The organism is Pseudomonas sp. PvP100, from assembly GCF_017833055.1.
In the GTDB taxonomy this organism is placed as follows: Bacteria; Pseudomonadota; Gammaproteobacteria; order Pseudomonadales; family Pseudomonadaceae; genus Aquipseudomonas; species Aquipseudomonas syringae.
In genome coordinates, this window is record NZ_JAFIBO010000001.1 from 2,492,412 (window position 1) to 2,512,662 (window position 20,251).

Sequence of the window (20,251 nt, forward strand, 5' to 3'; positions counted from 1 at the left end):
TCATGCGTAAATTGCGGGATCGGACCCTCGCTGTCAACTCAAGCCTCGCAACGAATGAGCTAGGATGCATTAACCCGACAAAAACAACCCAGGGTGGCTTGATGAACATTCTGTACGACGAACGCATCGACGGCGTGCTGCCCGCCGTCGACAAGCAGCTGCTGTTGCAGGCGCTGCAACAGCAGTTGCCCGACCTGGACATCCTGCATCGCCCCGAAGAGCTGCGGCCTTACGAGTGCGACGGGTTGTCGGCCTATCGCACCACACCGATGCTGGTGGCATTGCCGCGGCATGTGGAAGAAGTACAGACGCTGCTCAGGCTGTGCCACGCACGTCGCGTACCGGTGGTCGCTCGCGGGGCGGGCACCGGGCTGTCGGGAGGCGCGTTGCCGCTGGAAAAAGGCCTGCTGCTGGTCATGGCGCGTTTTAACCAGATCCTCGATATAGATCCCTCCGCGCGCTTGGCGCGGGTTCAGCCCGGCGTGCGCAACCTGGCCATTTCCCAGGCGGCAGCGCCCCACGGCCTGTATTACGCGCCGGACCCGTCCTCGCAAATCGCGTGCTCCATCGGCGGCAATGTGGCGGAAAATGCCGGCGGCGTGCATTGCCTCAAATACGGGCTGACCGTGCATAACCTGCTCAAGGTCGAGATCCTGACGGTGGAAGGCGAGCCAATGACGCTGGGCAGCGACACGCTGGACTCGCCGGGCTTCGACCTGCTGGCACTGTTCACCGGCTCCGAAGGCATGCTCGGCGTCATTACCGAAGTCACGGTCAAACTGCTGCCCAGACCGCAGGTGGCCAAGGTGCTGCTGGCAGCCTTCGATTCCGTGGAAAAGGCCGGGCGCGCGGTGGCCGATATCATTGCTGCGGGCATTATCCCCGGCGGGCTGGAGATGATGGACAATCTGGCGATTCGTGCCGCCGAGGATTTCATTCACGCAGGCTACCCGGTCGATGCCGAAGCCATCCTGCTCTGCGAACTGGACGGCGTCGAAGCCGATGTGCACGCTGACTGCGAACGGGTCAGCGAGGTATTGACACTGGCAGGCGCGACCGAAGTGCGACAGGCCAAAGACGAAGCCGAACGGGTCCGCTTCTGGGCCGGGCGCAAGAACGCTTTCCCGGCCGTGGGTCGCCTGTCGCCGGACTACTACTGCATGGACGGGACCATCCCGCGCCGTGAGTTGCCGGGCGTATTGCGCAGCATCAGAGAGCTATCCGAGCAATACGGCTTGCGCGTCGCCAACGTGTTTCATGCGGGCGATGGCAACATGCATCCGCTGATCCTGTTCGATGCCAATCAACCGGGTGAGCTGGAGCGCGCCGAGGCACTGGGCGGCAAAATCCTCGAGCTGTGCGTCAAGGTCGGCGGCAGCATTACCGGCGAGCACGGTGTCGGTCGCGAGAAGATCAATCAGATGTGCGCCCAGTTCAATAGCGACGAGCTGACCTTCTTCCATGCCATCAAGGCGGCATTCGACGCCAGCGGCCTGCTCAACCCCGGCAAGAACATCCCGACCCTGCATCGCTGCGCGGAATTTGGTGCCATGCACATCCATGCCGGGCAATTGCCGTTCCCCGACCTGGAGCGTTTCTGATGAGCACGATGGACAACGACGTCAGCCAGGCACTGCTCGAGCGGGTCAATCAGGCGCTGCGCGACGAAACGCCGTTACGTATTCAGGGCGGCAACAGCAAGGCTTGTCTCGGTCGTGAAACCGCTGGCGAAATACTCGATACCCGCGAGCACCGTGGCATCGTCAGTTATGACCCGACAGAACTGGTGATCACTGCACGCGCCGGCACGCCATTGAACGAACTGATGCAGACGCTGGATGCCGCAGGCCAGATGCTGTCTTGCGAACCGCCCGACTTCGGCGCCGCGACGCTCGGCGGCATGGTCGCTGCGGGACTCTCGGGACCGCGCCGGCCGTGGAGCGGATCGGTGCGTGATTTCGTGCTGGGCACACGGGTCATCACCGGTCTTGGCAAACACCTGCGTTTCGGCGGAGAAGTCATGAAGAACGTTGCAGGTTATGACGTTTCACGCCTGATGGCAGGCAGTTTCGGCTGCTTGGGGCTGCTGACCGAGGTGTCGCTCAAGGTGCTGCCCAAACCACGTCTGTGCAGCAGCATCGCACTGGAAATGGACAGCGCGCTGGCCTTGGCGCGCCTTGCCGAGTGGGGTCAGCAACCGATACCGATCAGCGCGGCCAGCCATGATGGCCACGTACTGCGTCTGCGCCTGGAAGGCGGTGAAGGTTCAGTGGCCGCAGCCCGGGACCGGCTCGGCGGCGAGCTACTCGATGCCGCGTACTGGCAACAGTTGAATGCGCATCACCTGCCCTTCTTCGATGACCCGCGGCCCCTGTGGCGGCTCTGTGTACCTGCCGACAGCCACCTGCCGGATCTGCCGGGCGAGCAGTTGATCGACTGGGGTGGCGCGCAACGCTGGCTCAAGTCGGACGCTGACGGACAGACCATTAGAGCCATCACCATGGCGGTTGGCGGCCATGCGACCTGCTACAGCCAAGGCGTCGTCGACAGCCCGTTTGAACCGTTGGCCGCACCTGTGCTGCGCTACCATAAGGCACTCAAGACCCGACTCGACCCGCAGGGGATTTTCAACCCCGGTCGACTGTACGCGGAGCTTTGAAACATGCAGACCACATTGAGTGAACACGCCAGAACCCTGCCGCGCGCCGAAGAAGCCGAACGTATCCTGCGCAGTTGTGTGCATTGCGGTTTCTGTAACGCTACGTGTCCGACCTATCAATTGCTGGGTGATGAGCTGGACGGTCCACGCGGCAGGATCTACCTGATCAAACAAGTGCTCGAAGGTCAGCCGGTCACCGAGAAAACCCGTGTGCATCTGGACCGCTGCCTGAGCTGTCGCAATTGCGAGACCACCTGCCCGTCCGGGGTGGATTACCACAACCTGCTGGACATCGGCCGCGCGGCGGTTGAGGCCCTGGTGCCGCGGCCACTCGCAGAACGCGTGCTGCGTGAAGGCTTGCGTCGCGTCATCCCCCACCCCGGACTGTTCAAATCCCTGACCGGCATGGGCCTGAAGTTCAGGCCGTTGCTGCCACAAACCCTGGCCACCAAGCTGCCGGCGACGGTCCATCCTGCCGGACTTCGCCCGCACACCGGTCATGCGCGCCAGGTGTTGCTCCTGGAAGGTTGCGTTCAGCCGGGCCTGTCGCCAAACACCAATAGCGCTACGGCGCGGGTGCTGGATCGTCTGGGCATCGGCATTACGGCGGTCAGACAGGCGGGTTGCTGCGGCGCCGTGGATTATCACCTCAATGCACAGGAGGCAGGGCTGGACCGGGCACGGCGCAACATCGACGCGTGGTGGCCCGCGTTGCAAGGCAGTGCTGAAAGCCTGATCCAGACGGCCAGCGGCTGCGGGGCCTTCGTCAAGGATTACGGCCACCTGCTGCGCCATGATCCAGCCTATGCCGACAAGGCCGGGCAGATCAGCGCGCGAACCAAGGATCTGGTCGAACTGCTGCGCGACGAACCGCTGGAAACCCTCGGCATCAAGACCGATCAGCGCCTGGCGTTTCACTGCCCGTGTACGCTGCAACACGCGCAAAAACTCGGCGGCGAAGTCGAGCGTGTCCTGACTCGTCTAGGCTTCAATCTGACCACAGTGCCGGACGGTCATTTATGCTGCGGCTCTGCAGGCACCTACTCCATCACCCAGCCTGTCATCGCCCGTCAACTGCGCGACAACCGCATGAACGCACTGGAGAGCGGCAAACCGCAGGTGATTGCCACCGCCAATATCGGCTGTCAGACCCATCTGGCCAGCGCCGGCCGAACGCCAGTGCGGCACTGGATCGAACTGATCGACGCGGCGCTTGGCACGCCTGAATCACACTGAACGCCAATCAATAATCACTACTCCGGAGAGCTCCATGAAGATCAAAGCCGTACTGACCCAGACCGAAGTCAGCCTGATGCTCGGTGCCGCACGCGAAGAGGCGCAGGCCAATGGCTGGGCCGTTTCCATCGCCGTCGTTGATGACGGCGGCCATTTGCTGGCATTCGAGAGACTGGACGACGCCGCACCGATCAGCAGCTACATCGCGATCGAAAAAGCCCGCACCTCGGCACTCGGCAAACGTGAGTCCAAGGGTTACGAAGAGATGGTCAATGGCGGGCGCACTGCATTCCTGAGTGCTCCGCTGCTGACTTCCCTGGAAGGCGGTGTGCCGGTCATCGTCGACGGCCAGGTGATCGGTGCGCTGGGGGTTTCAGGCGTGAAGGCCGAACAGGATGCTCAGGTCGCCAAGGCCGGCGTCGCAGCGCTTGACGCCGACTGACGGTCGACCCGGCTGGTAACACGCAAGCCAGGCCATTGCAGGAGTCTTCATAGCCGGTAGATCGAAATCCAGCTCATGTCCGGATGACTGGAATAGATGTACGTGCCGGTCTTGTTGAGTACCGCACCGCCTACCGACGGAAAGTAAGCGATGCAGGTGGCGATGCCCTTCACCGTGTCGATCCGGTAAACGTCGTAATTACAGGTATAGATCGCGTAGACATAGCGGTCATCCGAGGTCACTCCGATGACTTTCACCGGGTAGCCTTGCGTGCCGATCCTTTCCCGATAGAAGGTTTTGTTGGTCGCCGCATCGATGATGTAAACCTCGTCGATGCCACCGACATACAGCCAGGCGCCATCGGAACTGAAGGCCATCGAACGCGGGTCGGAGAAGCCGGGAATGTCATGTTGCAGGTAATCGACCTTGCTGATCGCAAGAACATCGGTAGGCGCGGTCCGGTCAACCAGCATGGTTGCGTAAAACCTGTCGTTCAACGGGCTGATCCCGAGGGCCAGTGATGCGTTGGTCAGGGCACCCAGATCGAACTCGTTTTCGACCGTGTAATTCTCGGTCTCGATGAGGCGAATCAACCCGCCGAGCGCGTTCTGAAAGGACAGGCAGATAAAACGGCCATCGGCACTGCACAGGATCCTGTTGACGTTGGCTGCCGGCAGTATCCTGATCACTTCGCGCATGCGCGTATCGACCACGTAGCACCTTTTCTGGCCGATGGTGTAAAGCCTTTTGCCATCGGGGCTCAGGGTAATCGCGCCTGCCCCTGCCCGCTTGATGGCACCCGTTACGCTTGCACTGGCGATGTCGACCACACTGACTTCGCGACCACTTTCATGAGCGACATACAACGTGGTTTCATCAGGGCTGATAGCGATCTCTGCGGGTACGAAGCCCAGCGGGATAATGCCGGTCAGCCAGGCGATGTCCAGGGGGACACCTGAACCGACGGGGTCGACGATATGCGTCAGGGCTCTAACGTTCTGAGATGCTTTTTTTTGCATTTCTCTCACCTTCAATAGGTCTTGTAAGACCGCCAGAACGGGGAATAGATAAGAAGATATATCCCCGTCATCCAACGATGCGGCCAAGACACTTATGCCGCTCCGAGCCAAAAACGTAGGGTCATTGAATACTCAACACGGGGGGATGGGTACTGTCAGAAATAACAGTCGAAATGTGTCGAAACCGTTCGAATGAGGGTATCGACAACAGTGCAGGACAGCACGGTCGGGCACTCCAGCCCGGAGGCATCGAGCCCGCAGAGCGCCCCTACCATTGGTCAGTGCAATGACCCGGGGAAGGATCGCCAGGGCTGGTCGGGGAAAAGACTCAAGAGCTTTCCCGCACCACCAGTTCAAACCCTAGATCGACCTGCGGGTGCTGGATGACCCCGTCCAGCAGGCCCAGCAAGACCTGAGCAGCACGCTGTCCGACTTCTTCCCTGGGTGTGCGAATCGAGGTCAGGCGCGGCACCATGTGCGCGGACCCAGGCAGGTCGTTGAAGCCCACCAGAGAGACCCGTTCGGGAATCGCGACCCCCAGGCGCAAGGCCTCCAGCGCAGCGCCCTGCGCCAGGTCGTCATTACAGAAGAACACCCCGTCGACATCCGGATGCTGGTCAAGCAGGCGCGCGAACAACTCCCCGCCCAGACCGATCGAGGAGGCCTGGCGTGTCGAGACCTGCAGCGCGGGGTCGAACAGCCCGGCGTCTTCCAGCACCCGACGGAACCCGGTGCCACGTTGCAGCACACGAGGGTCGAGCTGGGCGGCCATGTATGCCAGCCGATGGCGGCCACGCCCGAGCAGGTGCCGCGCAGCTTCGGCACCGGCCTGTTGCTGCGAGAACCCGACGCAATAGGCGCCCAGGCGAGTGTCGAGTTCCATCATGTGCACGCAGGGTATGCCGCTGGTTTCAAGCATCTGGCGGGACGCTGCCGTGTGGTCGAAACCGGTCAGCAGAATACCGCGCGGGCGATTGACCAGATGGTTGCGTAGCAGCTTCTCTTCCTCTTCGGGTGAGTAATGGTAGTTGCCGATGAGCACGTCCAGGCCGCGCACGCGCAACACGTCCTGAATGGCTTCCAGCGTCTCGATGAACAACTGGTTGGAAAGCGACGGCACCAGCACCACGACGGTCTGACTGCAGGAAGAGGCCAGCGCCCTGGCTGCCGGGTTGGCCACATAACCCAGGCTCTGCGCCGCAGCACGGACCTTTTCGACCAACTCAGGCGCCACGGTGCTGATACCGCGCAAGGCTCGCGAGGCGGTGATCGGAGAGACGCCAGCCAGCTTCGCCACTTCATTGAGCGTGGGGCGACCAGTCGAGCGGGAACCAATGCGTATCATGCGTTGCCAACTAACATAGGGGTTGCCAAATGTGTCGAATGCCCCATAAGGTAGCGCTGTCTCATGGAACGTGACAATGCTTTATCGCTGGTTTCACAGGGGTTACCCGATTCGGGTCCCGCGGAGAACAGCCTCCCATGCTTATTGATGAGCCCAAAACAACGACAAATAACTGGAACAGTCCGGGATGAGACTTATGTCCCCCCGAAAGAAGACAGCGCTGTCTCCAGATGAGGTGCCTACTGTGACAACTGCGAATACTGCTATTTCCGCCCTTGTGGTGATGGGTGTATCTGGCTGCGGCAAGAGCGCCGTCGGTGCCGAGATTGCCCTGAACAGCGGCGGCCGCCTGATCGAAGGCGACGCGTTCCATCCTCCAGCCAACATCGAAAAGATGAGCGCCGGAACCCCCCTCAACGACGAAGACCGTGCCGGCTGGCTGACCCGCCTGGGCGAAGAGATGGCTGCCGCCCTCGCCAACGGTGAACACCCGGTTCTGACCTGCTCTTCGCTCAAGCTCATCTATCGCCAGCGCCTGCGTGATGCGGTGCCAGGCCTGGGTTTCGTTTTTCTGGAACTCAGCAAGGAACTCGCCAGCGAACGCTGCTCGCACCGGCCTGGGCACTTCATGCCCGCCAGCCTTGTAGACAGCCAGTTCGCGACCCTCGAACCGCCCTATGGCGAACCGCTTACATTGATCGTGGACGCGTCCCAGCCTATCGATGTCATCGGCAAACAAGCCGCAGCATGGTGGAAAGGCTCTCACGCCTGATAAAGGCGTGAGTGCAAAAGACAGCGCTGTCTTGCGCACACACGATTGAAGTCGGCGCTGTTAACAGTTCCTTAAAACAATAAACCGGAGAGACATCCATGTTCGGTATGACCCATGAGACGTTCCTGCTCGTCGATGCGTTGGTGACCATCGTCGGCCTGGTGCTGCTGATCACCACCTTCAAGGTGCACCCTTTCGTCGCGTTGACCCTGGCGGCAGGCTTTCTTGGCCTGACCTCGGGAATGCCGGTCGAAAAAGTCATGAAATCCTTCCAGGACGGCTTCGGCGGGGTGCTGGGCTTCGTCGGCATCATCCTCGGCCTGGGCACAATGCTCGGCAAGCTGATGGCTGACTCGGGCGGCGCGGACCAGATTGCGCAAACGCTGATACGCACGTTCGGCAAACAGAAAGTGCACTGGGCAATGATGTTCTCTGCCTTCCTGGTGGGCATCCCGTTGTTCTTCGAGATCGGTTTTGTCCTGCTGATCCCGTTGGTGTTCATTGTTGCGCGGCGCACCGGCGTGCCCATCGTCAAGATCGGCATCCCGCTGCTGGCAGGCCTGTCAGCCGTACACGGTCTGGTTCCGCCTCATCCGGGTCCGTTGCTGGCCATCGGCATATTCGGCGCCGATATCGGCAAAACCATTTTCTACGGACTGATCGTTGCACTGCCGACGGCCATCATCGCCGGCCCGATCTTCGGTAACTGGATTTCCAAAAGCATCCCCGGTACGCCGTCCAAGGAACTGATGGATCAGATCGCCAAGGAATCGAGCACTGAAAACCTGCCAGGCTTCGGCATCACACTGGTGACCATCCTGCTGCCGGTCTTCCTGATGCTGCTCAAGACCTTTGCCGATGTGGTGTTGCCGGAAAACAACATGTTCCGCATCTGGATGGACCTGATCGGTCACCCGATCACCGCCCTGCTTGCCGCGCTGTTGCTGGCGTTCTACACCTTCGGCGCCGCACGTGGTTTTGATCGCAGCAAAATCATGAAGCTGCTGGACCAGAGCCTGGCTCCAGTGGCGGCAATCGTGCTGATTGTGGGCGCAGGCGGTGGCTTCAAGCAGATGCTGGTCGCCAGTGGCGTGGGTGACGTGATCGGACACATGGCTGTGCAGGCGCAGATCAACCCGATCATGCTGGCCTGGCTGGTAGCGGCGGTCATCCGTATCGCAACCGGTTCGGCGACGGTGGCAACCATTACCGGTGCTGGCATCGTAGCGCCGGTGGTCGGCCTGATCCCCGGCGTCAATCGCGAGCTGCTGGTGCTGGCAACCGGTGCCGGTTCGTTGATCCTGTCGCACGTCAATGACGCCGGGTTCTGGCTGGTGAAGCAGTACTTCAACATGACCGTTGCCGAGACCTTCAAGACCTGGACGGTGATGGAAACCATTCTCTCGGTCGTCGGCCTGATTTTCATCATGCTGTTGTCAATGGCGGTGTAAACCCCGAACGAGCCTTCGCGGGCGCTGAAACCCGCGAAGGCCTGGCCCTGCCTCACACCCGTGCATCCCTTCCCTGCCCCCCCGTGGTACCCAGCATCAGCGTGAACACTAAGGTGATCCGCAGACCCTTCCTACACACTCGCTCAGCACTTTCATTTGAATTTTCAGAAAGCCCGGGCAATCTGGTGCAGTCGTGCCTACGCTTGTACTCATATCGAAATGGCTCAAGCAGCACCGTCGGCTAAGATGATGATGACCCGGAACGGTGCAGCGGTTGACGTTACTTTTTATATGACGCCAGTAAATACGGGCATTTTCACGTCGAAACGGGCAGAATTGGCGCACTCGTCGTATCCGGGATGCAAATCTCGATGACAAGAAAATGAACCGAGGGAATTTAATTCACCTGTGCGACGTCATAAGACGGATGCATTTGGATGCACTCGGCAACAATCACCACGCAAAGGCAAACGCCAGCCTCTTGAGAGAGGCGTTTTCAAGAGGCCATCAAGGAAAAGATTATGTTGATACTCACTCGCAAAGTAGGCGAAAGCATAAATATCGGTGACGAGATCACCGTCACGATTCTTGGCGTTCAAGGGCTTCAAGTCCGCCTGGGCATCAATGCACCCAAAAATGTTTCAGTGCATCGTGAAGAAATCTACAAACGTATCCAGGCAGAACTGGCTCCCAACCAGGACCCACAATAACTCCCGCACTACCCCCTTATTCAATGCTGACCTGCCGTTTATTGGCAGACCGGCCGTACGGCGTCCCTGGGACGCCGTTTTTTATGACCACCAACCTGCGCTGCACCAGCCTAACCGGCCTGAAGGCCTAAAGCCGCTTGCATGAATCCTTCCGAAATGAACGTCTCGGCAGCTACAGGCTGATGAGCGAGTCTGCGTGTGACCGCCTCCAGTACCACTCGGCTGGCATCATGATGAAACTGCCAGACGCCGTATATCCGGCCGTCGAAGGCGGGTTCGCTGCCCAATTGCGGGTCGACGCCCAATCCGGCGCCCAGACCGAAAAGATGCAGGCCCTTGATTCGACGACCGTGCTGATCGAACGGGCAGCCGCCAGCGTCCGAATCGAGCCCCCCTTTGGCCTCGCGCAAACTGACGAGATTGCCATTGGCATCACTCAGTCGGGGCAACACGGGCTGATAGCCAGAGCACTGCACGATCACAGCCGAGTCGGCCAGCGCGAGTCGGGCTTGCTCATATTCATCGGGGCGTCCGCCCAGTGTCTGCAACATCTGCACGCGCACGCCGGTTTTGCCCACGCGACCGTTTTGCAACGCTTGGCGCCCGATCTCCAGCGCACGGTAACGCAAACCTCCGGAACGGTTGACCCGACCTGAAACCGGACAGACATCAAGCTGCGCGTCAAATACGTAACCGGCCGCGTGCGCCAGTTCAACACTTTCGTAAAACAGCCTGATACTGCTGCGATGAACGAGTGACAGTTCCTGCAAGCCGGCAAACTCCAGTGCATCCGCCAGATTCTCCAGCGTCGAAAACGCGCTGTGAGATCCCCCAACGATGGTGATGCGCCCGTTATCGGCCAGCGCCGGGGCAAACACTTCGCGCAACTGCACCGCGTTCATGCGCAGCAAGCGGTCAGCGCTCTGGACAGTGCAGTGGTCCGGCAGCGTCAGGCCTTGTCGAGCAAGATCATCGATCAAGTGTTGTGGATCCTGGCGCCCGCCCAGGTTGAGTACCAGCGCCTGACAGCGCACACGTCTTTCGCCGTACACGCTGTCAACGTGCAGACAAAACTCGTCACCCTCGCATATCACCTCATCCAGGCGCGTGCCGGACCAGACTTCTACACCATAACGTTGCACGATGTGGTCCAGCACCAGCCTGGATGCCTCGGCCATGAGCAGGCCCACATCCGACAGTTGCGGCGCGCTCTGTGCCTGAGCCTTGATGCGCCAGTAAGCTGCGGAGTTTTCCAGGGGTTCGAATACCTCGCGCAATGCCGGATCGCGAAGACAATCAATGAACACATCGCCAACCGAGTTGGCAGTGATCCGGTAATCTCCCAGCGCACCCGTACCGGGCCGGTCACTTGCATCAATGACAATCAGTCCTTTGGCTGCGAGCCCGGGCATCGCGCCGCTTTTCAGGGCGTTGAACAAAAAGCCCATGCCCGCGAGCCCTGCGCCACCCACCACGCAACCGCAGGCTGTTTCCATACAGGTATCAAACATAATGATGCTCCATCGTCATTTTCATACGTGGGTGCAGTCCAGAAGTTCTGGAGGGTCGAATACCTGATTGATAAAGCGAATCAGCGTCCCTGCACGATTCGAGGCAAAACACATGCAGCACACTGCACACGCTCTCACTCACGGCACCTGTGAGCCGCCATGGTCAGAAAAAGTGTTCTTCACAAAAAATTACAATAGGTAAAACAGACACAGGCCTTAAGTTCAGACCTGACAGGGATAAGACGTCATGCTACCGCCCTTTTTTAACCCAGCACTTTTATCAACTTGAGAAGAGTGACAATGCGTTACAAAATAAGTCGGGCAACTGAATAGTTGCAAAGAAAAGCAAGAGTGTCAAATGGGCTGAAAGCAGCGGCAACGGCCCGGAACGCTTTATAACCTGATGATTTGAATGAGCTTGTATCTTTCAGCCGTGGAAGCCCCCTTCAAAAGAGCAGTTGTCGACGACATTACAGCGTTCAACGCGTTCAACTTATTTTTTATCGTCTGCGCTAAAAACAACAGGCTTTCGACGCTGTTAATTTGACGAGCACACTACCGATGTGCGCCACCCAAGGGTCCGCGCTCATGAAGAGCAGAAGAGCCCCTCTCCCAGCACTGAATGCGATTGATAAATCGACCCATGGAAACGACAAGGCCCCGATCAGCGATGATCAGGGCCAGGTACCGTAATGCCGGAGCATCAGCGGGGTGCAGCGGTATCAGGCAGCGCTGTAGTAAGCTTTAGCGACTCGAGCCGTCACCGGCACTTCACGCAACTCGGCCACCAGCTCAGCGATGTCCCGAACGGTCTTGATACGGCTGAGCGGCAGTTTCTTCTGACGCTGGGTGCGCCCGGATACCGGGTGGCTTATCTGCACATTCATCTGCTCATCGGCAATCGTACAGGTGCAACGCAACGGCAGAAGCGCACGTTCAACCATACTCCTGAGTTCTAACTCGGACAGTCCACTCGCGATCATTTCTTTATCTCCTTATGTGTGTAAGCATGTCCCGACAGTGACAAAATCTTGATAATTTTTATTGTTGATGACTTTTTAAAAACGGCCCGCGCCAGCCCGCCAATTATCTGTCGCCACTCACGTGATGCTTAAACCCGTTATACACTGCGCCCTGCACTTGAGGCAACTTCCATAATTGAATATCGACAACCCTTTTAACGCAGTTTTTTATTGACGGCGTCAACAGAAGAAACGATTCACTGCCCTGTTCATCAACAAAATGGCACTTGAGATGAACCCGCGTGGATAAACTGCACGTAAAAGAAGGAAGTTAAGACTGACGAACGGTTGAAGCCTGAAACGGATGCGGCCCTCGCAAGGCACGCCCGCTCCTTCAAAAGAGTCGTGCGTGCCCTGCTTGAAAACTTACTCTTGTTCGTCTTGCATATTCTCTTTTGCGTCGGTGCCGGACAGCCGCAGGTGAATCAGCGCAACACGCTCGCCACGCTTATCGAGCTTTTCTTCGATATGGAAAGGACGGAATCCCATCCGCGGATAGAACAGCAGGCCCGGGACGTTGTGGTTGTAGCAGGACGCGATCATTTCACTCGCTTCGTGCTTGTCGAACGCAATCCCCATCATGGTGGTGATCATGAAGCGCCCTACCCCTCTGGAGCGGGCTTTCGGTGCGATGATGACGTTGCCCAGCGAACAGCGGCCGCGAAAGGTGCAGAGAGAGAAGTTGGCAAACCCTACCACTTCGCCATCCATCTCGATGACGGTCGAATCATGACGCGTCTCGAGCGCATGGATGAGTTGCGAGGCGGTCAGCGGGTACGTTGCCCTGGGGAACATATAGAACAGCTCATCGGCATTCTGCGGCATCTCGCAGATGAGGGGGACGTCTTTTTCTTCCAGGGGACGGTGAGTGAACATAGGCGGTAACCTCTTGAAGAAATTGAAGAAAGCGCGGGAATACAGCAAGCAGATCGGCGAATCCGGCGACGGTAGATGACAAAAACACAGCGCCCTCGCCCACACAGCATAATCCGCGGCTATCGAAAAGGGCTACCTCAATAACAAAACGTGCTAATGAGCGTCGTTGTCGATGCTGCCTTTAGGCCTCCTCGCGCAAGGTATTGAAGCCATGGGCTTTACTCGCCTCAACCTTTCGGTATTTGCGGCGAGGGTGCGCAATATCCTGTAACCCGGCGTTCGTCGGCTGGTCTTGCATCCCGGATGCAGATTCTGCATTTATTTCATTTTGTTGACCGGACTATTCCTCTTATGTCGATTTCGCCGCTGGCTCGCTTCAAAGCCCGTCCGCTCAGATGGATTAGCATGATAGCCGTCATCCTTGGCCTGCCCGTCGGCTGTGCAGTGCTTGAACACAAGGAGCGCGAACTGGTGTTCCGCATCGAGCCCGGTACCGCCAGCTGGTACAGCGGTCTGCCGGCAGATGTGCAGGAAATCGAACTCAGTACACCGGCATTCGGCACCGCGCAGAATATCCACGCATGGTGGTGGCCCGCTGCGGACAAGAACGCCCCGGCAGTGCTGTACCTGCATGGATCACGATGGAACCTCACCGGCCAGCTGTTCCGTATCCAGCAACTCAAGGCGCAGGGCTACTCGATACTGGCGATCGATTACAGGGGTTTCGGGCAAAGCATGGGCCAACTACCGTCGGAAAGGTCTGTGTATGAAGACGCACACATCGCCTGGGAACGCCTGAAGCAATTGCAACCCGACCCGCAGCGCAGGCTGATTTATGGGCACTCTCTGGGCGGTGCGGTGGCGGTGGATCTGGCGGCCGAACTGGGCGAAGACGCTGAAAAGGGCAATGCGCCGATTCAGGCCCGCGGGCTGATCATAGAATCGACGTTCACCAACCTGGCCGATGTGGCCACCGCGCTGGCCAACACCTCACTGCCGGTGCGCTGGCTGCTGTCGCAGAAGTTCGACTCGCTGGACAAGATTGCAGACATCCATATGCCAGTGCTGATCGTGCACGGCACCGAGGATCGCTATGTACCGTCCCGCTTCAGCGAACAGTTGTTTGCAGCCGCGCGGGAGCCGAAGAAACTGTTATTGGTGCCTGGCGGTACGCATAACAACAGCATGCAGCTCGGACAGCCCGCTTACAGCCGGGCCATTCGCGCCCTGCTCGATACACCTGCATCGCTGCCTCAGGTGACAAAACAGGGCAAGGACTCAAAGAGCGCCGGTTAGACAGCGCCGGGCGCGTGGCAGTAGTCTTCGGACTCATGGCCTAAGGACCCCGCAATGAACTGTATTGTCGAATATTCAGACCCGCATCACCGCCTGGCGGTCATCCAGCTGTGGAAGACCGTCTTCAATGACGACATGCCACACAATCGCCCAGACCTGTCGATCGACAAGAAACGGGCTGTCGACGACCATTTGTTCTTCGTTGCACTCGCGGATGACCAAGTGGTCGGGACCCTCCTTGCTGGCTACGACGGGCATCGCGGCTGGCTGTATTCGGTTGCCGTCGATCCGCAACAGCGCGGCAACGGCCTGGGCACCCGGCTGGTCAGGCACGCAGAAAAGGCGCTTGCGGATCTCGGCTGCGTGAAGATCAACCTGCAGATCCATACCTTCAATGAAAGCGTGCAGGCCTTCTATCAAACCCTGGGCTACACGCCGGAGCTCATTATCAGCATGGGCAAGCGGATCGATGCCAACGTAACGGCTCAGTCCTGAGCCGAGCGCTCTCTGTTTGCCGAGGGGACCGAAACCAACAGGCGCCTCAATCATTTATTTACATGAGAATTAATATCAAATTACAATTATTGCTATTAACGTCATAGCAGAGCATCTCCCTTGAGCACGTCCTTCCAATGCCCTCGCCGTCCCGGCACTTTTCTGCTGTCCGCGCTTTCTCTGGCGATGTTCTCCGGCGGCGCAGTGCATGCAGCTGAAACTGCAACGCTGCCCGCTACGCAGGTGTCGGCAACCGCGACCGAAGCGCAGGAAGGCTACAGCGCCAAAAGCGCCAGCACCGCGAGCAAGAGTGATGTACCACTCAAGGAAGAAGCGCAGTCGGTCAACGTGGTGACACCACAGACCATTGCCGACTACAACGTGCGCTCGCTGGACGATGCCATGAAGTTTGTCAGTGGCGTCAGCCAGGGCAATACGCTCGGCAACACCAAGGACTCACTGGTCAAGCGCGGCTTCGGCACCAACGATGATGGCTCGGTACTGCGTGACGGCGTGCGCTCGGTGGTGTCGAAAAATTTCGGTGCCACGACCGAACGCGTTGAAGTGCTCAAAGGCCCGGCCTCGCTGCTGTACGGAGCAATGGAGCCAGGTGGCGTGATCAACGTGATCAGCAAACAGCCGCAATACGTGCAAAGCACCACGCTCAGTGGCTCGGCGTACAGTGAAGGCGGCGGCAGTTTCGGCGTCGACACCACCGGCCCGCTCGGCGACTCGGGGCTGGCCTACCGCCTTGTGGCCGAGCGTCAGAGCGAGGACTACTGGCGTAACTATGGCGTTGACCAGCACACGCTGGTCGCGCCGTCGCTGTCCTGGACCGGGGAGCGCGCCAGCCTGACGCTGGCTTACGAATACAACGACTACGTCAGCCCGTTCGATCGTGGCACGGTGTTCACGGGCGGTCATCCGGCCGATATCAGCTACGACAAGCGCCTGGACGAAAAATGGGCAAATACTGTCGGCATCAGCGAAACCGCGACCGCGCGCTTCGAGTACCAGCTCAGCGATGACTGGAAAACCCGCCTGACCTACGGCTGGAACAACGACCGCTACAGCCTCTCGATTGCCCAGCCGAGTACGCTGTCCAGCAGCGGCGTGCTGCGGCGTCAGGCCAATGGCGGCCATTACGATTATGAAACGCGTTATGCCAGCTGGGACTTCATCGGCAAGCAGGAGGTGTTTGGCCAGCAACATGATCTGCTGATCGGTGCCGAGCAGGAAGACTCCGACAAATACCGCGGCAAGACCTACCGCAACGCCGCGCAGAACGGCTTCAACATCTTTTCGCCCAGCTATGGCAGCCTGGCGGAGCCCAGTGTTGTCAGCACGACCACCAGCAACCTGAGCAACCAACTGACCTCATCGTCTGTTTACCTCAAGGATAACTGGCACCTTGATGACCGCTGGATTCTGGTCCTGGGTGGCCGTTACCAGCATTACGATCAGTACATCAAACAGGGCCTGGGCGCGAACCGCACGGTGAACCTGGACAGCAATGACGATGTCTTCCTGCCAATGGCCGGTCTGGTATTCAAGGTCAATGAAGACCTGTCGCTGTACGGCAACTACAGCCGCTCCTTCGTACCCAACGATGACGTCAACGATGACGGCACCACCTTCGACCCGGAAGAAGGCCGCAGCTACGAAGTCGGGGCCAAATATGCACTGGCACCGGAACTCAACTTCAACCTCGCGGTATTCGACATAGAGAAGAAAAACGTCGTTACGCCTACCGGCGTGACCGGTGTCAGCGAAGCAGCCGGCAAGGTAGGTTCACAAGGCGTGGAGCTGGACGTGACCGGTCGAATTGCCGAGCGTTGGGACATGATCGGCACGTACGCCTACACCCATACCGAAGTGCTGGATGATCCAAGCAACAAGGGCAATCGTCTGAGCCAAGCCCCCAAGCACACGGCCAGCCTGTACCTCACCCACCACCTGCAAGTCCCGTCCGGTCTGGGCGACTGGCACGCCGGTGGCGGCGCACGCTACGTCGGCGAACGCGCCGGCGACGATGCCAACACCTTCTATATGAGCAGCTATACCGTGGCCGATGCGTTTCTGCGCTGGGACGTGCCTATGGCCGGTTATAAAACACGCCTGCAGTTGAACGTGGATAACCTGTTCGACAAGCAGTACTACCCGTCCAGCACCGGCAGCCAGTTGCAAGTCAATGTGGGTGAACCGCGCACCGCACGCCTGAGCGCCAGCGTCACGTTTTAAGACGTTGCCACAGAGCAGGCCTGCGCGGGCTTGCTCGGTGGCACTTGAAGGGATGTATCAGAACTTAATTCGGTAAAAGCTGATCAGCGCTTCATTGCCATACAGGTATTCGAACCTGCCGATGAACGCGCTCTTCTCCAGCCACTCGTTAGGACCCAGAGAAACCTGAAAGCGGGGTGTGCAAGTGCACTGGTAATGGCCTTCGCTGATTGGCCATACTCCGTTCTGCAGCTCGTGCTGGCCCATTTCGTCAACAAGCAGAGCGCCTCTGCTTTCTACGTTGATCATTTCACCCAGTTGGGTGACCAGCGTGAAACGGGTTTCGAGAAAGGCCAGCTCGGATGACAACTCAACCAGCGTATTGCTACCGCCGGAAAGTACCGAGCCGCTGAAGTTTTCGCCGTAAAACTCCCCGCCCAAAACAGTGCTGTTGCTACGCAGTCCATCGCTGCATATCCCCATGAGCACAGGAGCATCGGTCTTCAGAATCACCGTCAGCATTTTTTCCAGCTGAGGAGCCGTTGCCGTATTACCACGAAAAGAGCGTTTGACGGATTTGTTGAAGTCGATAATGGTCATAGAACTGTTCACTCCATCTTTGAATGGATTCGGGCAACGAGTGGCCGGGTGCAGTCCATCGGCATTTATCTACGCCTGCTTTTCCAGTAAGCTCCACGGAGTCGACTGAAATCGTACCGAACGGTTCAGTTCCAGTCTAGAGAATTTTGCACACTATCTGCCCACCGGAGAATTGAGGATATGAATGAAGGTCCGTACTGAAGCTCGCCGCGAAGCCATCATTGATGCCGCAGCAAGTGTCTTCCTCGAAATGGGCTACGAGCGTGCATCGATGAATGAGGTCACCAAACGAATGGGTGGCTCAAAGGCGACGATCTATAGTTATTTCCCTTCCAAGGAAGAACTGTTCATCGCCGTAGTCGACAGACTCGCAACCGCCCATTTGGCCGACGCGGTTTCAGAGCTGGCGATCCAGGATGACAGACCGATCGATTTGCGGACCCTGTTCACGCGCTTCGGGGAACGCATGCTGATGGTGCTTATCAATGATGACAAGGCACTGGCCGTGTATCGCATGGTGGTCGCCGAGTCCGGACACTCGGACATCGGCATGATGTTCTACGAGTCCGGTCCCAGCCAGTGTCTGCAGACAGTCACCTCAATGATGGCTCTGGCGATGCGAAGAGGCCAGTTGCGTGACACCGACCCGCATATCGCCGCATTGCAGCTGACTGCGCTATTGACTGCCGAAACCGAGATTCGCCTTTACCAACAGGCGCCCATGCCGCTGAGCATCGAAGAAATTCGCGCCCTGGTCAAACGCGCAGTCGATACCTTCATGTTGGGCATGGAGAAACGTTGAGCGCACATAACAGAACCAGCCGGTACTGATAAGAACCGACACTGCAACCCTTCTGAAACACCTTGTTACCCTTTTACAGCCAAGTTAATCCGAATGAGGGCGATAGCTGATTACCCCTTCGGAGAAACACTATGATCCTGCGAAAACTCAACCTGGCCGCTCGTTCGACGCTCTGTTTCGGCGTGTTCTGCCTGATGATCATTGCCTTGGGCCTCCTCGCCCTGCGTCAGGCGGCCGAGCTCAATGCGGCGGAAAAATTCATCGAGACCAATGTGCTTCCGAGCGTAAAACAGCTCGGGTCGATTGATCGGGAGTTTGTCAGTATCCGCGGCAACAACGCCCGTGTGCGCAATCCGATTGAACCGCAGGATCGAAAGACCAAGGCGCTCAGCGATATCCAGCAGTCTCGCTCGCTGATCGCCGGCTATTTTGACACGCTCGGCAAATTGATCGTGACCCCGCAAGGGCGCCAGGCATTCGATGAATTGTCTCAGGCACAGGCCGGGTATCAGGTGGCACAGGATCGCTACCTGGCCTCAGTGGCCGCCGGCAATCTGGAAGCTGCAGTGGCAACCTCCAATGGCGAAATGAAAAGCGCGGCCGATCAGGTTGAAGTCGGGCTGAAGAAACTCATCGGCGTCAACGACGCCAAAGCCGAGAAAGCCGGCGCTGCCGCTAACGCTGCCTATCAGCAGACGCTGTGGATGGTGGGCATTTTCATCACCGTGGGCGTCATCACTACGCTGCTCCTCGCCTGGATGTACACCCGCAGTCTGACGGGCCCGATTGGCGATTCGTTGAGTATCGCGCAACGCATCGCCAGCAATGATCTGAGCAAGGATATCCCGCAACATGGCACTGACGAGGCGGCGAAACTGATTGCCGCACTCGCCACCATGCAAACCAACCTGCGCGATGCCCTGATCCTGATCGGCGACTCCTCCACCCAGCTGGCGGCCACCTCCGAGGAAATGCATGCCGTCACGGAAGATGCATCGCGCACCATTCTGCGCCAGACCAACGAGATCGAAATGGCAGCCACCGCCGTCAACGAGATGAGCGCGGCGGTAGAAGAAGTGGCCAGTAATGCCGCATCGGCATCGGAAGTGACCTCGCAATCCAGCACTGCCGCCATGGCCGGACGCGCGCAGGTCGATGAGACCGTCACGGCGATCAACCTGATGGTTTCCAAGGTGCAGATCACGTCCACCGAGGTACAAGGCCTGGCCGTCATGGCGACGGATATCAGCAAGGTGCTGGATGTGATTCGTGCCATCGCCGAACAGACCAACCTGCTGGCGCTCAACGCGGCCATCGAAGCGGCCCGCGCAGGTGAAGCCGGACGAGGTTTTGCGGTGGTTGCCGACGAAGTCCGGGCACTGGCGCATCGCACTCAGCAATCGACCCGAGAAATCGAGCAGATGGTCGGCTCGATTCAGACCGGTACCGGCAATGCCGTCAGCGCAATGGAGCAGACCAGCGTTCAGGCCCACAAGACACTGGAGATGGCCAATGGCGCCGGCAAGGCGCTGCTGGAAATCACCGAATCCATCAGCCAGATCAATGAACGCAACCTGATGATCGCCACCGCTGCCGAAGAACAGGCTCAGGTCGCTCGAGAAGTCGACAGAAGCCTGGTCAGCATTCGTGATCTGTCCAGCCAGACATCCGAGGGCTCCAATCAGACAGCCATCGCCACTGCAGAACTGTCGACCCTGGCTTCAAGCCTGAACCGTCTCACCAAGCAATTCCGCGTTTAAGCCCCTCTGCCGGGAAGCTCGCTTCCCGGCATCTT

General features: G+C 58.7%; 18 protein-coding genes. 12 read left to right on the forward strand and 6 right to left on the reverse strand.

Features of this window, described 5'->3' with window-relative positions; all coding sequences use genetic code 11:
• Positions 1–101: 101 nt before the first annotated feature.
• From glcD to JOE39_RS10465, 4 genes are read left to right on the forward strand one after another with little or no spacing between them, the layout of a single operon-like run.
• Positions 102–1,601 (forward strand): glycolate oxidase subunit GlcD, encoded by a 1,500-nt coding sequence (gene glcD / locus JOE39_RS10450; protein WP_046265849.1) that lies wholly within the window; start codon positions 102–104, stop codon positions 1,599–1,601.
• Positions 1,601–2,659: a glycolate oxidase subunit GlcE gene (gene glcE / locus JOE39_RS10455; RefSeq protein WP_122336105.1), complete on the forward strand. Its 1,059-nt coding sequence runs from the start codon at positions 1,601–1,603 to the stop codon at positions 2,657–2,659. Before glcD ends, glcE begins: the two co-directional genes overlap by 1 nt.
• A gap of 3 nt (positions 2,660–2,662) precedes the next feature.
• Complete coding sequence (glcF, locus tag JOE39_RS10460) at positions 2,663–3,895, forward strand: glycolate oxidase subunit GlcF (RefSeq protein WP_046265847.1); 1,233 nt, start codon at positions 2,663–2,665, stop codon at positions 3,893–3,895.
• Between the two features lie 34 nt (positions 3,896–3,929).
• A complete protein-coding gene (locus JOE39_RS10465; RefSeq protein ID WP_003391508.1) occupies positions 3,930–4,337 on the forward strand; it encodes a heme-binding protein in 408 nt (135 codons plus the stop codon).
• 47 nt (positions 4,338–4,384) lie between these two features.
• On the opposite strand, the gene JOE39_RS10470 is transcribed toward JOE39_RS10465, so the two are convergent.
• Both JOE39_RS10470 and JOE39_RS10475 read right to left on the reverse strand, forming a co-directional pair.
• Positions 4,385–5,356, reverse strand: a complete 972-nt coding sequence (locus JOE39_RS10470) for a YncE family protein (protein ID WP_003344092.1) — start codon at positions 5,354–5,356, stop codon at positions 4,385–4,387.
• A gap of 328 nt (positions 5,357–5,684) precedes the next feature.
• Positions 5,685–6,701, reverse strand: coding sequence for a LacI family DNA-binding transcriptional regulator (locus tag JOE39_RS10475; protein WP_004417143.1), 1,017 nt, complete (start codon positions 6,699–6,701; stop codon positions 5,685–5,687).
• Between the two features lie 283 nt (positions 6,702–6,984).
• Between JOE39_RS10475 and JOE39_RS10480 the strand changes: the two genes are divergently transcribed.
• The 3 genes from JOE39_RS10480 (at position 6,985) to csrA (ending at position 9,634) form a co-directional block, all read left to right on the forward strand.
• Complete coding sequence (locus JOE39_RS10480) at positions 6,985–7,473, forward strand: gluconokinase (RefSeq protein WP_003344097.1); 489 nt, start codon at positions 6,985–6,987, stop codon at positions 7,471–7,473.
• Between the two features lie 98 nt (positions 7,474–7,571).
• Entirely contained in the window at positions 7,572–8,924 is a 1,353-nt protein-coding gene (locus JOE39_RS10485; protein WP_003315860.1) for a GntP family permease, read from the forward strand.
• A 521-nt stretch (positions 8,925–9,445) separates the two neighbouring features.
• Entirely contained in the window at positions 9,446–9,634 is a 189-nt protein-coding gene (gene csrA, locus JOE39_RS10490; RefSeq protein WP_002554157.1) for a carbon storage regulator CsrA, read from the forward strand.
• A 110-nt stretch (positions 9,635–9,744) separates the two neighbouring features.
• Here csrA and JOE39_RS10495 read toward each other — a convergent pair whose 3' ends face one another.
• The 3 genes from JOE39_RS10495 to JOE39_RS10505 form a co-directional block, all read right to left on the reverse strand.
• The gene (locus tag JOE39_RS10495) at positions 9,745–11,145 is read right to left on the reverse strand and encodes a pyridine nucleotide-disulfide oxidoreductase (protein WP_046265846.1); all 1,401 of its coding nucleotides are present in this window, start codon (positions 11,143–11,145) and stop codon (positions 9,745–9,747) included.
• Positions 11,146–11,867: 722 nt separating this feature from the next.
• Positions 11,868–12,128 (reverse strand): DUF1652 domain-containing protein, encoded by a 261-nt coding sequence (locus JOE39_RS10500; RefSeq protein ID WP_044313246.1) that lies wholly within the window; start codon positions 12,126–12,128, stop codon positions 11,868–11,870.
• A 405-nt stretch (positions 12,129–12,533) separates the two neighbouring features.
• Positions 12,534–13,043 (reverse strand): GNAT family N-acetyltransferase, encoded by a 510-nt coding sequence (locus JOE39_RS10505; RefSeq protein WP_003412242.1) that lies wholly within the window; start codon positions 13,041–13,043, stop codon positions 12,534–12,536.
• Positions 13,044–13,394: 351 nt separating this feature from the next.
• On the opposite strand from JOE39_RS10505, the gene JOE39_RS10510 reads away from it, so the two are divergent.
• From JOE39_RS10510 to JOE39_RS10520, 3 genes are all read left to right on the forward strand, one after another.
• Positions 13,395–14,339, forward strand: a complete 945-nt coding sequence (locus JOE39_RS10510; protein WP_046265845.1) for an alpha/beta hydrolase — start codon at positions 13,395–13,397, stop codon at positions 14,337–14,339.
• A gap of 54 nt (positions 14,340–14,393) precedes the next feature.
• Entirely contained in the window at positions 14,394–14,834 is a 441-nt protein-coding gene (locus JOE39_RS10515) for a GNAT family acetyltransferase (RefSeq protein WP_003391495.1), read from the forward strand.
• 120 nt (positions 14,835–14,954) lie between these two features.
• On the forward strand, positions 14,955–17,075 hold the full coding sequence (locus tag JOE39_RS10520) for a TonB-dependent siderophore receptor (protein WP_080341268.1): 2,121 nt from the start codon (positions 14,955–14,957) through the stop codon (positions 17,073–17,075).
• Positions 17,076–17,132: 57 nt separating this feature from the next.
• Here the strand turns inward: JOE39_RS10520 and JOE39_RS10525 are convergent, their stop codons facing one another.
• Positions 17,133–17,654, reverse strand: a complete 522-nt coding sequence (locus tag JOE39_RS10525) for a DUF3237 domain-containing protein (protein WP_003391487.1) — start codon at positions 17,652–17,654, stop codon at positions 17,133–17,135.
• Positions 17,655–17,838: 184 nt separating this feature from the next.
• Here JOE39_RS10525 and JOE39_RS10530 point away from each other — a divergent pair, with 184 nt between their 5' ends.
• Positions 17,839–18,456 (forward strand): TetR/AcrR family transcriptional regulator, encoded by a 618-nt coding sequence (locus JOE39_RS10530; protein WP_003315871.1) that lies wholly within the window; start codon positions 17,839–17,841, stop codon positions 18,454–18,456.
• 131 nt (positions 18,457–18,587) lie between these two features.
• Complete coding sequence (locus JOE39_RS10535) at positions 18,588–20,216, forward strand: methyl-accepting chemotaxis protein (RefSeq protein WP_046265843.1); 1,629 nt, start codon at positions 18,588–18,590, stop codon at positions 20,214–20,216.
• Positions 20,217–20,251 lie beyond the last annotated feature (35 nt).

Bases quoted from the DNA above. Each gene is read 5' to 3' on its own strand.
- JOE39_RS10530 (WP_003315871.1), top strand. From the start codon at position 17,839: ATGAAGGTCCGTACTGAAGCTCGCCGCGAAGCCATCATTGATGCCGCA.
- JOE39_RS10535 (WP_046265843.1), top strand. From the start codon at position 18,588: ATGATCCTGCGAAAACTCAACCTGGCCGCTCGTTCGACGCTCTGTTTC.
- JOE39_RS10495 (WP_046265846.1), bottom strand. From the start codon at position 11,145: ATGTTTGATACCTGTATGGAAACAGCCTGCGGTTGCGTGGTGGGTGGC.
- csrA (WP_002554157.1), top strand. From the start codon at position 9,446: ATGTTGATACTCACTCGCAAAGTAGGCGAAAGCATAAATATCGGTGAC.
- JOE39_RS10480 (WP_003344097.1), top strand. From the start codon at position 6,985: ATGGGTGTATCTGGCTGCGGCAAGAGCGCCGTCGGTGCCGAGATTGCC.
- glcE (WP_122336105.1), top strand. From the start codon at position 1,601: ATGAGCACGATGGACAACGACGTCAGCCAGGCACTGCTCGAGCGGGTC.
- JOE39_RS10465 (WP_003391508.1), top strand. From the start codon at position 3,930: ATGAAGATCAAAGCCGTACTGACCCAGACCGAAGTCAGCCTGATGCTC.
- JOE39_RS10500 (WP_044313246.1), bottom strand. From the start codon at position 12,128: ATGATCGCGAGTGGACTGTCCGAGTTAGAACTCAGGAGTATGGTTGAA.
- JOE39_RS10525 (WP_003391487.1), bottom strand. From the start codon at position 17,654: ATGACCATTATCGACTTCAACAAATCCGTCAAACGCTCTTTTCGTGGT.
- glcD (WP_046265849.1), top strand. From the start codon at position 102: ATGAACATTCTGTACGACGAACGCATCGACGGCGTGCTGCCCGCCGTC.
- JOE39_RS10470 (WP_003344092.1), bottom strand. From the start codon at position 5,356: ATGCAAAAAAAAGCATCTCAGAACGTTAGAGCCCTGACGCATATCGTC.
- JOE39_RS10485 (WP_003315860.1), top strand. From the start codon at position 7,572: ATGTTCGGTATGACCCATGAGACGTTCCTGCTCGTCGATGCGTTGGTG.
- glcF (WP_046265847.1), top strand. From the start codon at position 2,663: ATGCAGACCACATTGAGTGAACACGCCAGAACCCTGCCGCGCGCCGAA.
- JOE39_RS10515 (WP_003391495.1), top strand. From the start codon at position 14,394: ATGAACTGTATTGTCGAATATTCAGACCCGCATCACCGCCTGGCGGTC.
- JOE39_RS10510 (WP_046265845.1), top strand. From the start codon at position 13,395: ATGTCGATTTCGCCGCTGGCTCGCTTCAAAGCCCGTCCGCTCAGATGG.
- JOE39_RS10475 (WP_004417143.1), bottom strand. From the start codon at position 6,701: ATGATACGCATTGGTTCCCGCTCGACTGGTCGCCCCACGCTCAATGAA.
- JOE39_RS10505 (WP_003412242.1), bottom strand. From the start codon at position 13,043: ATGTTCACTCACCGTCCCCTGGAAGAAAAAGACGTCCCCCTCATCTGC.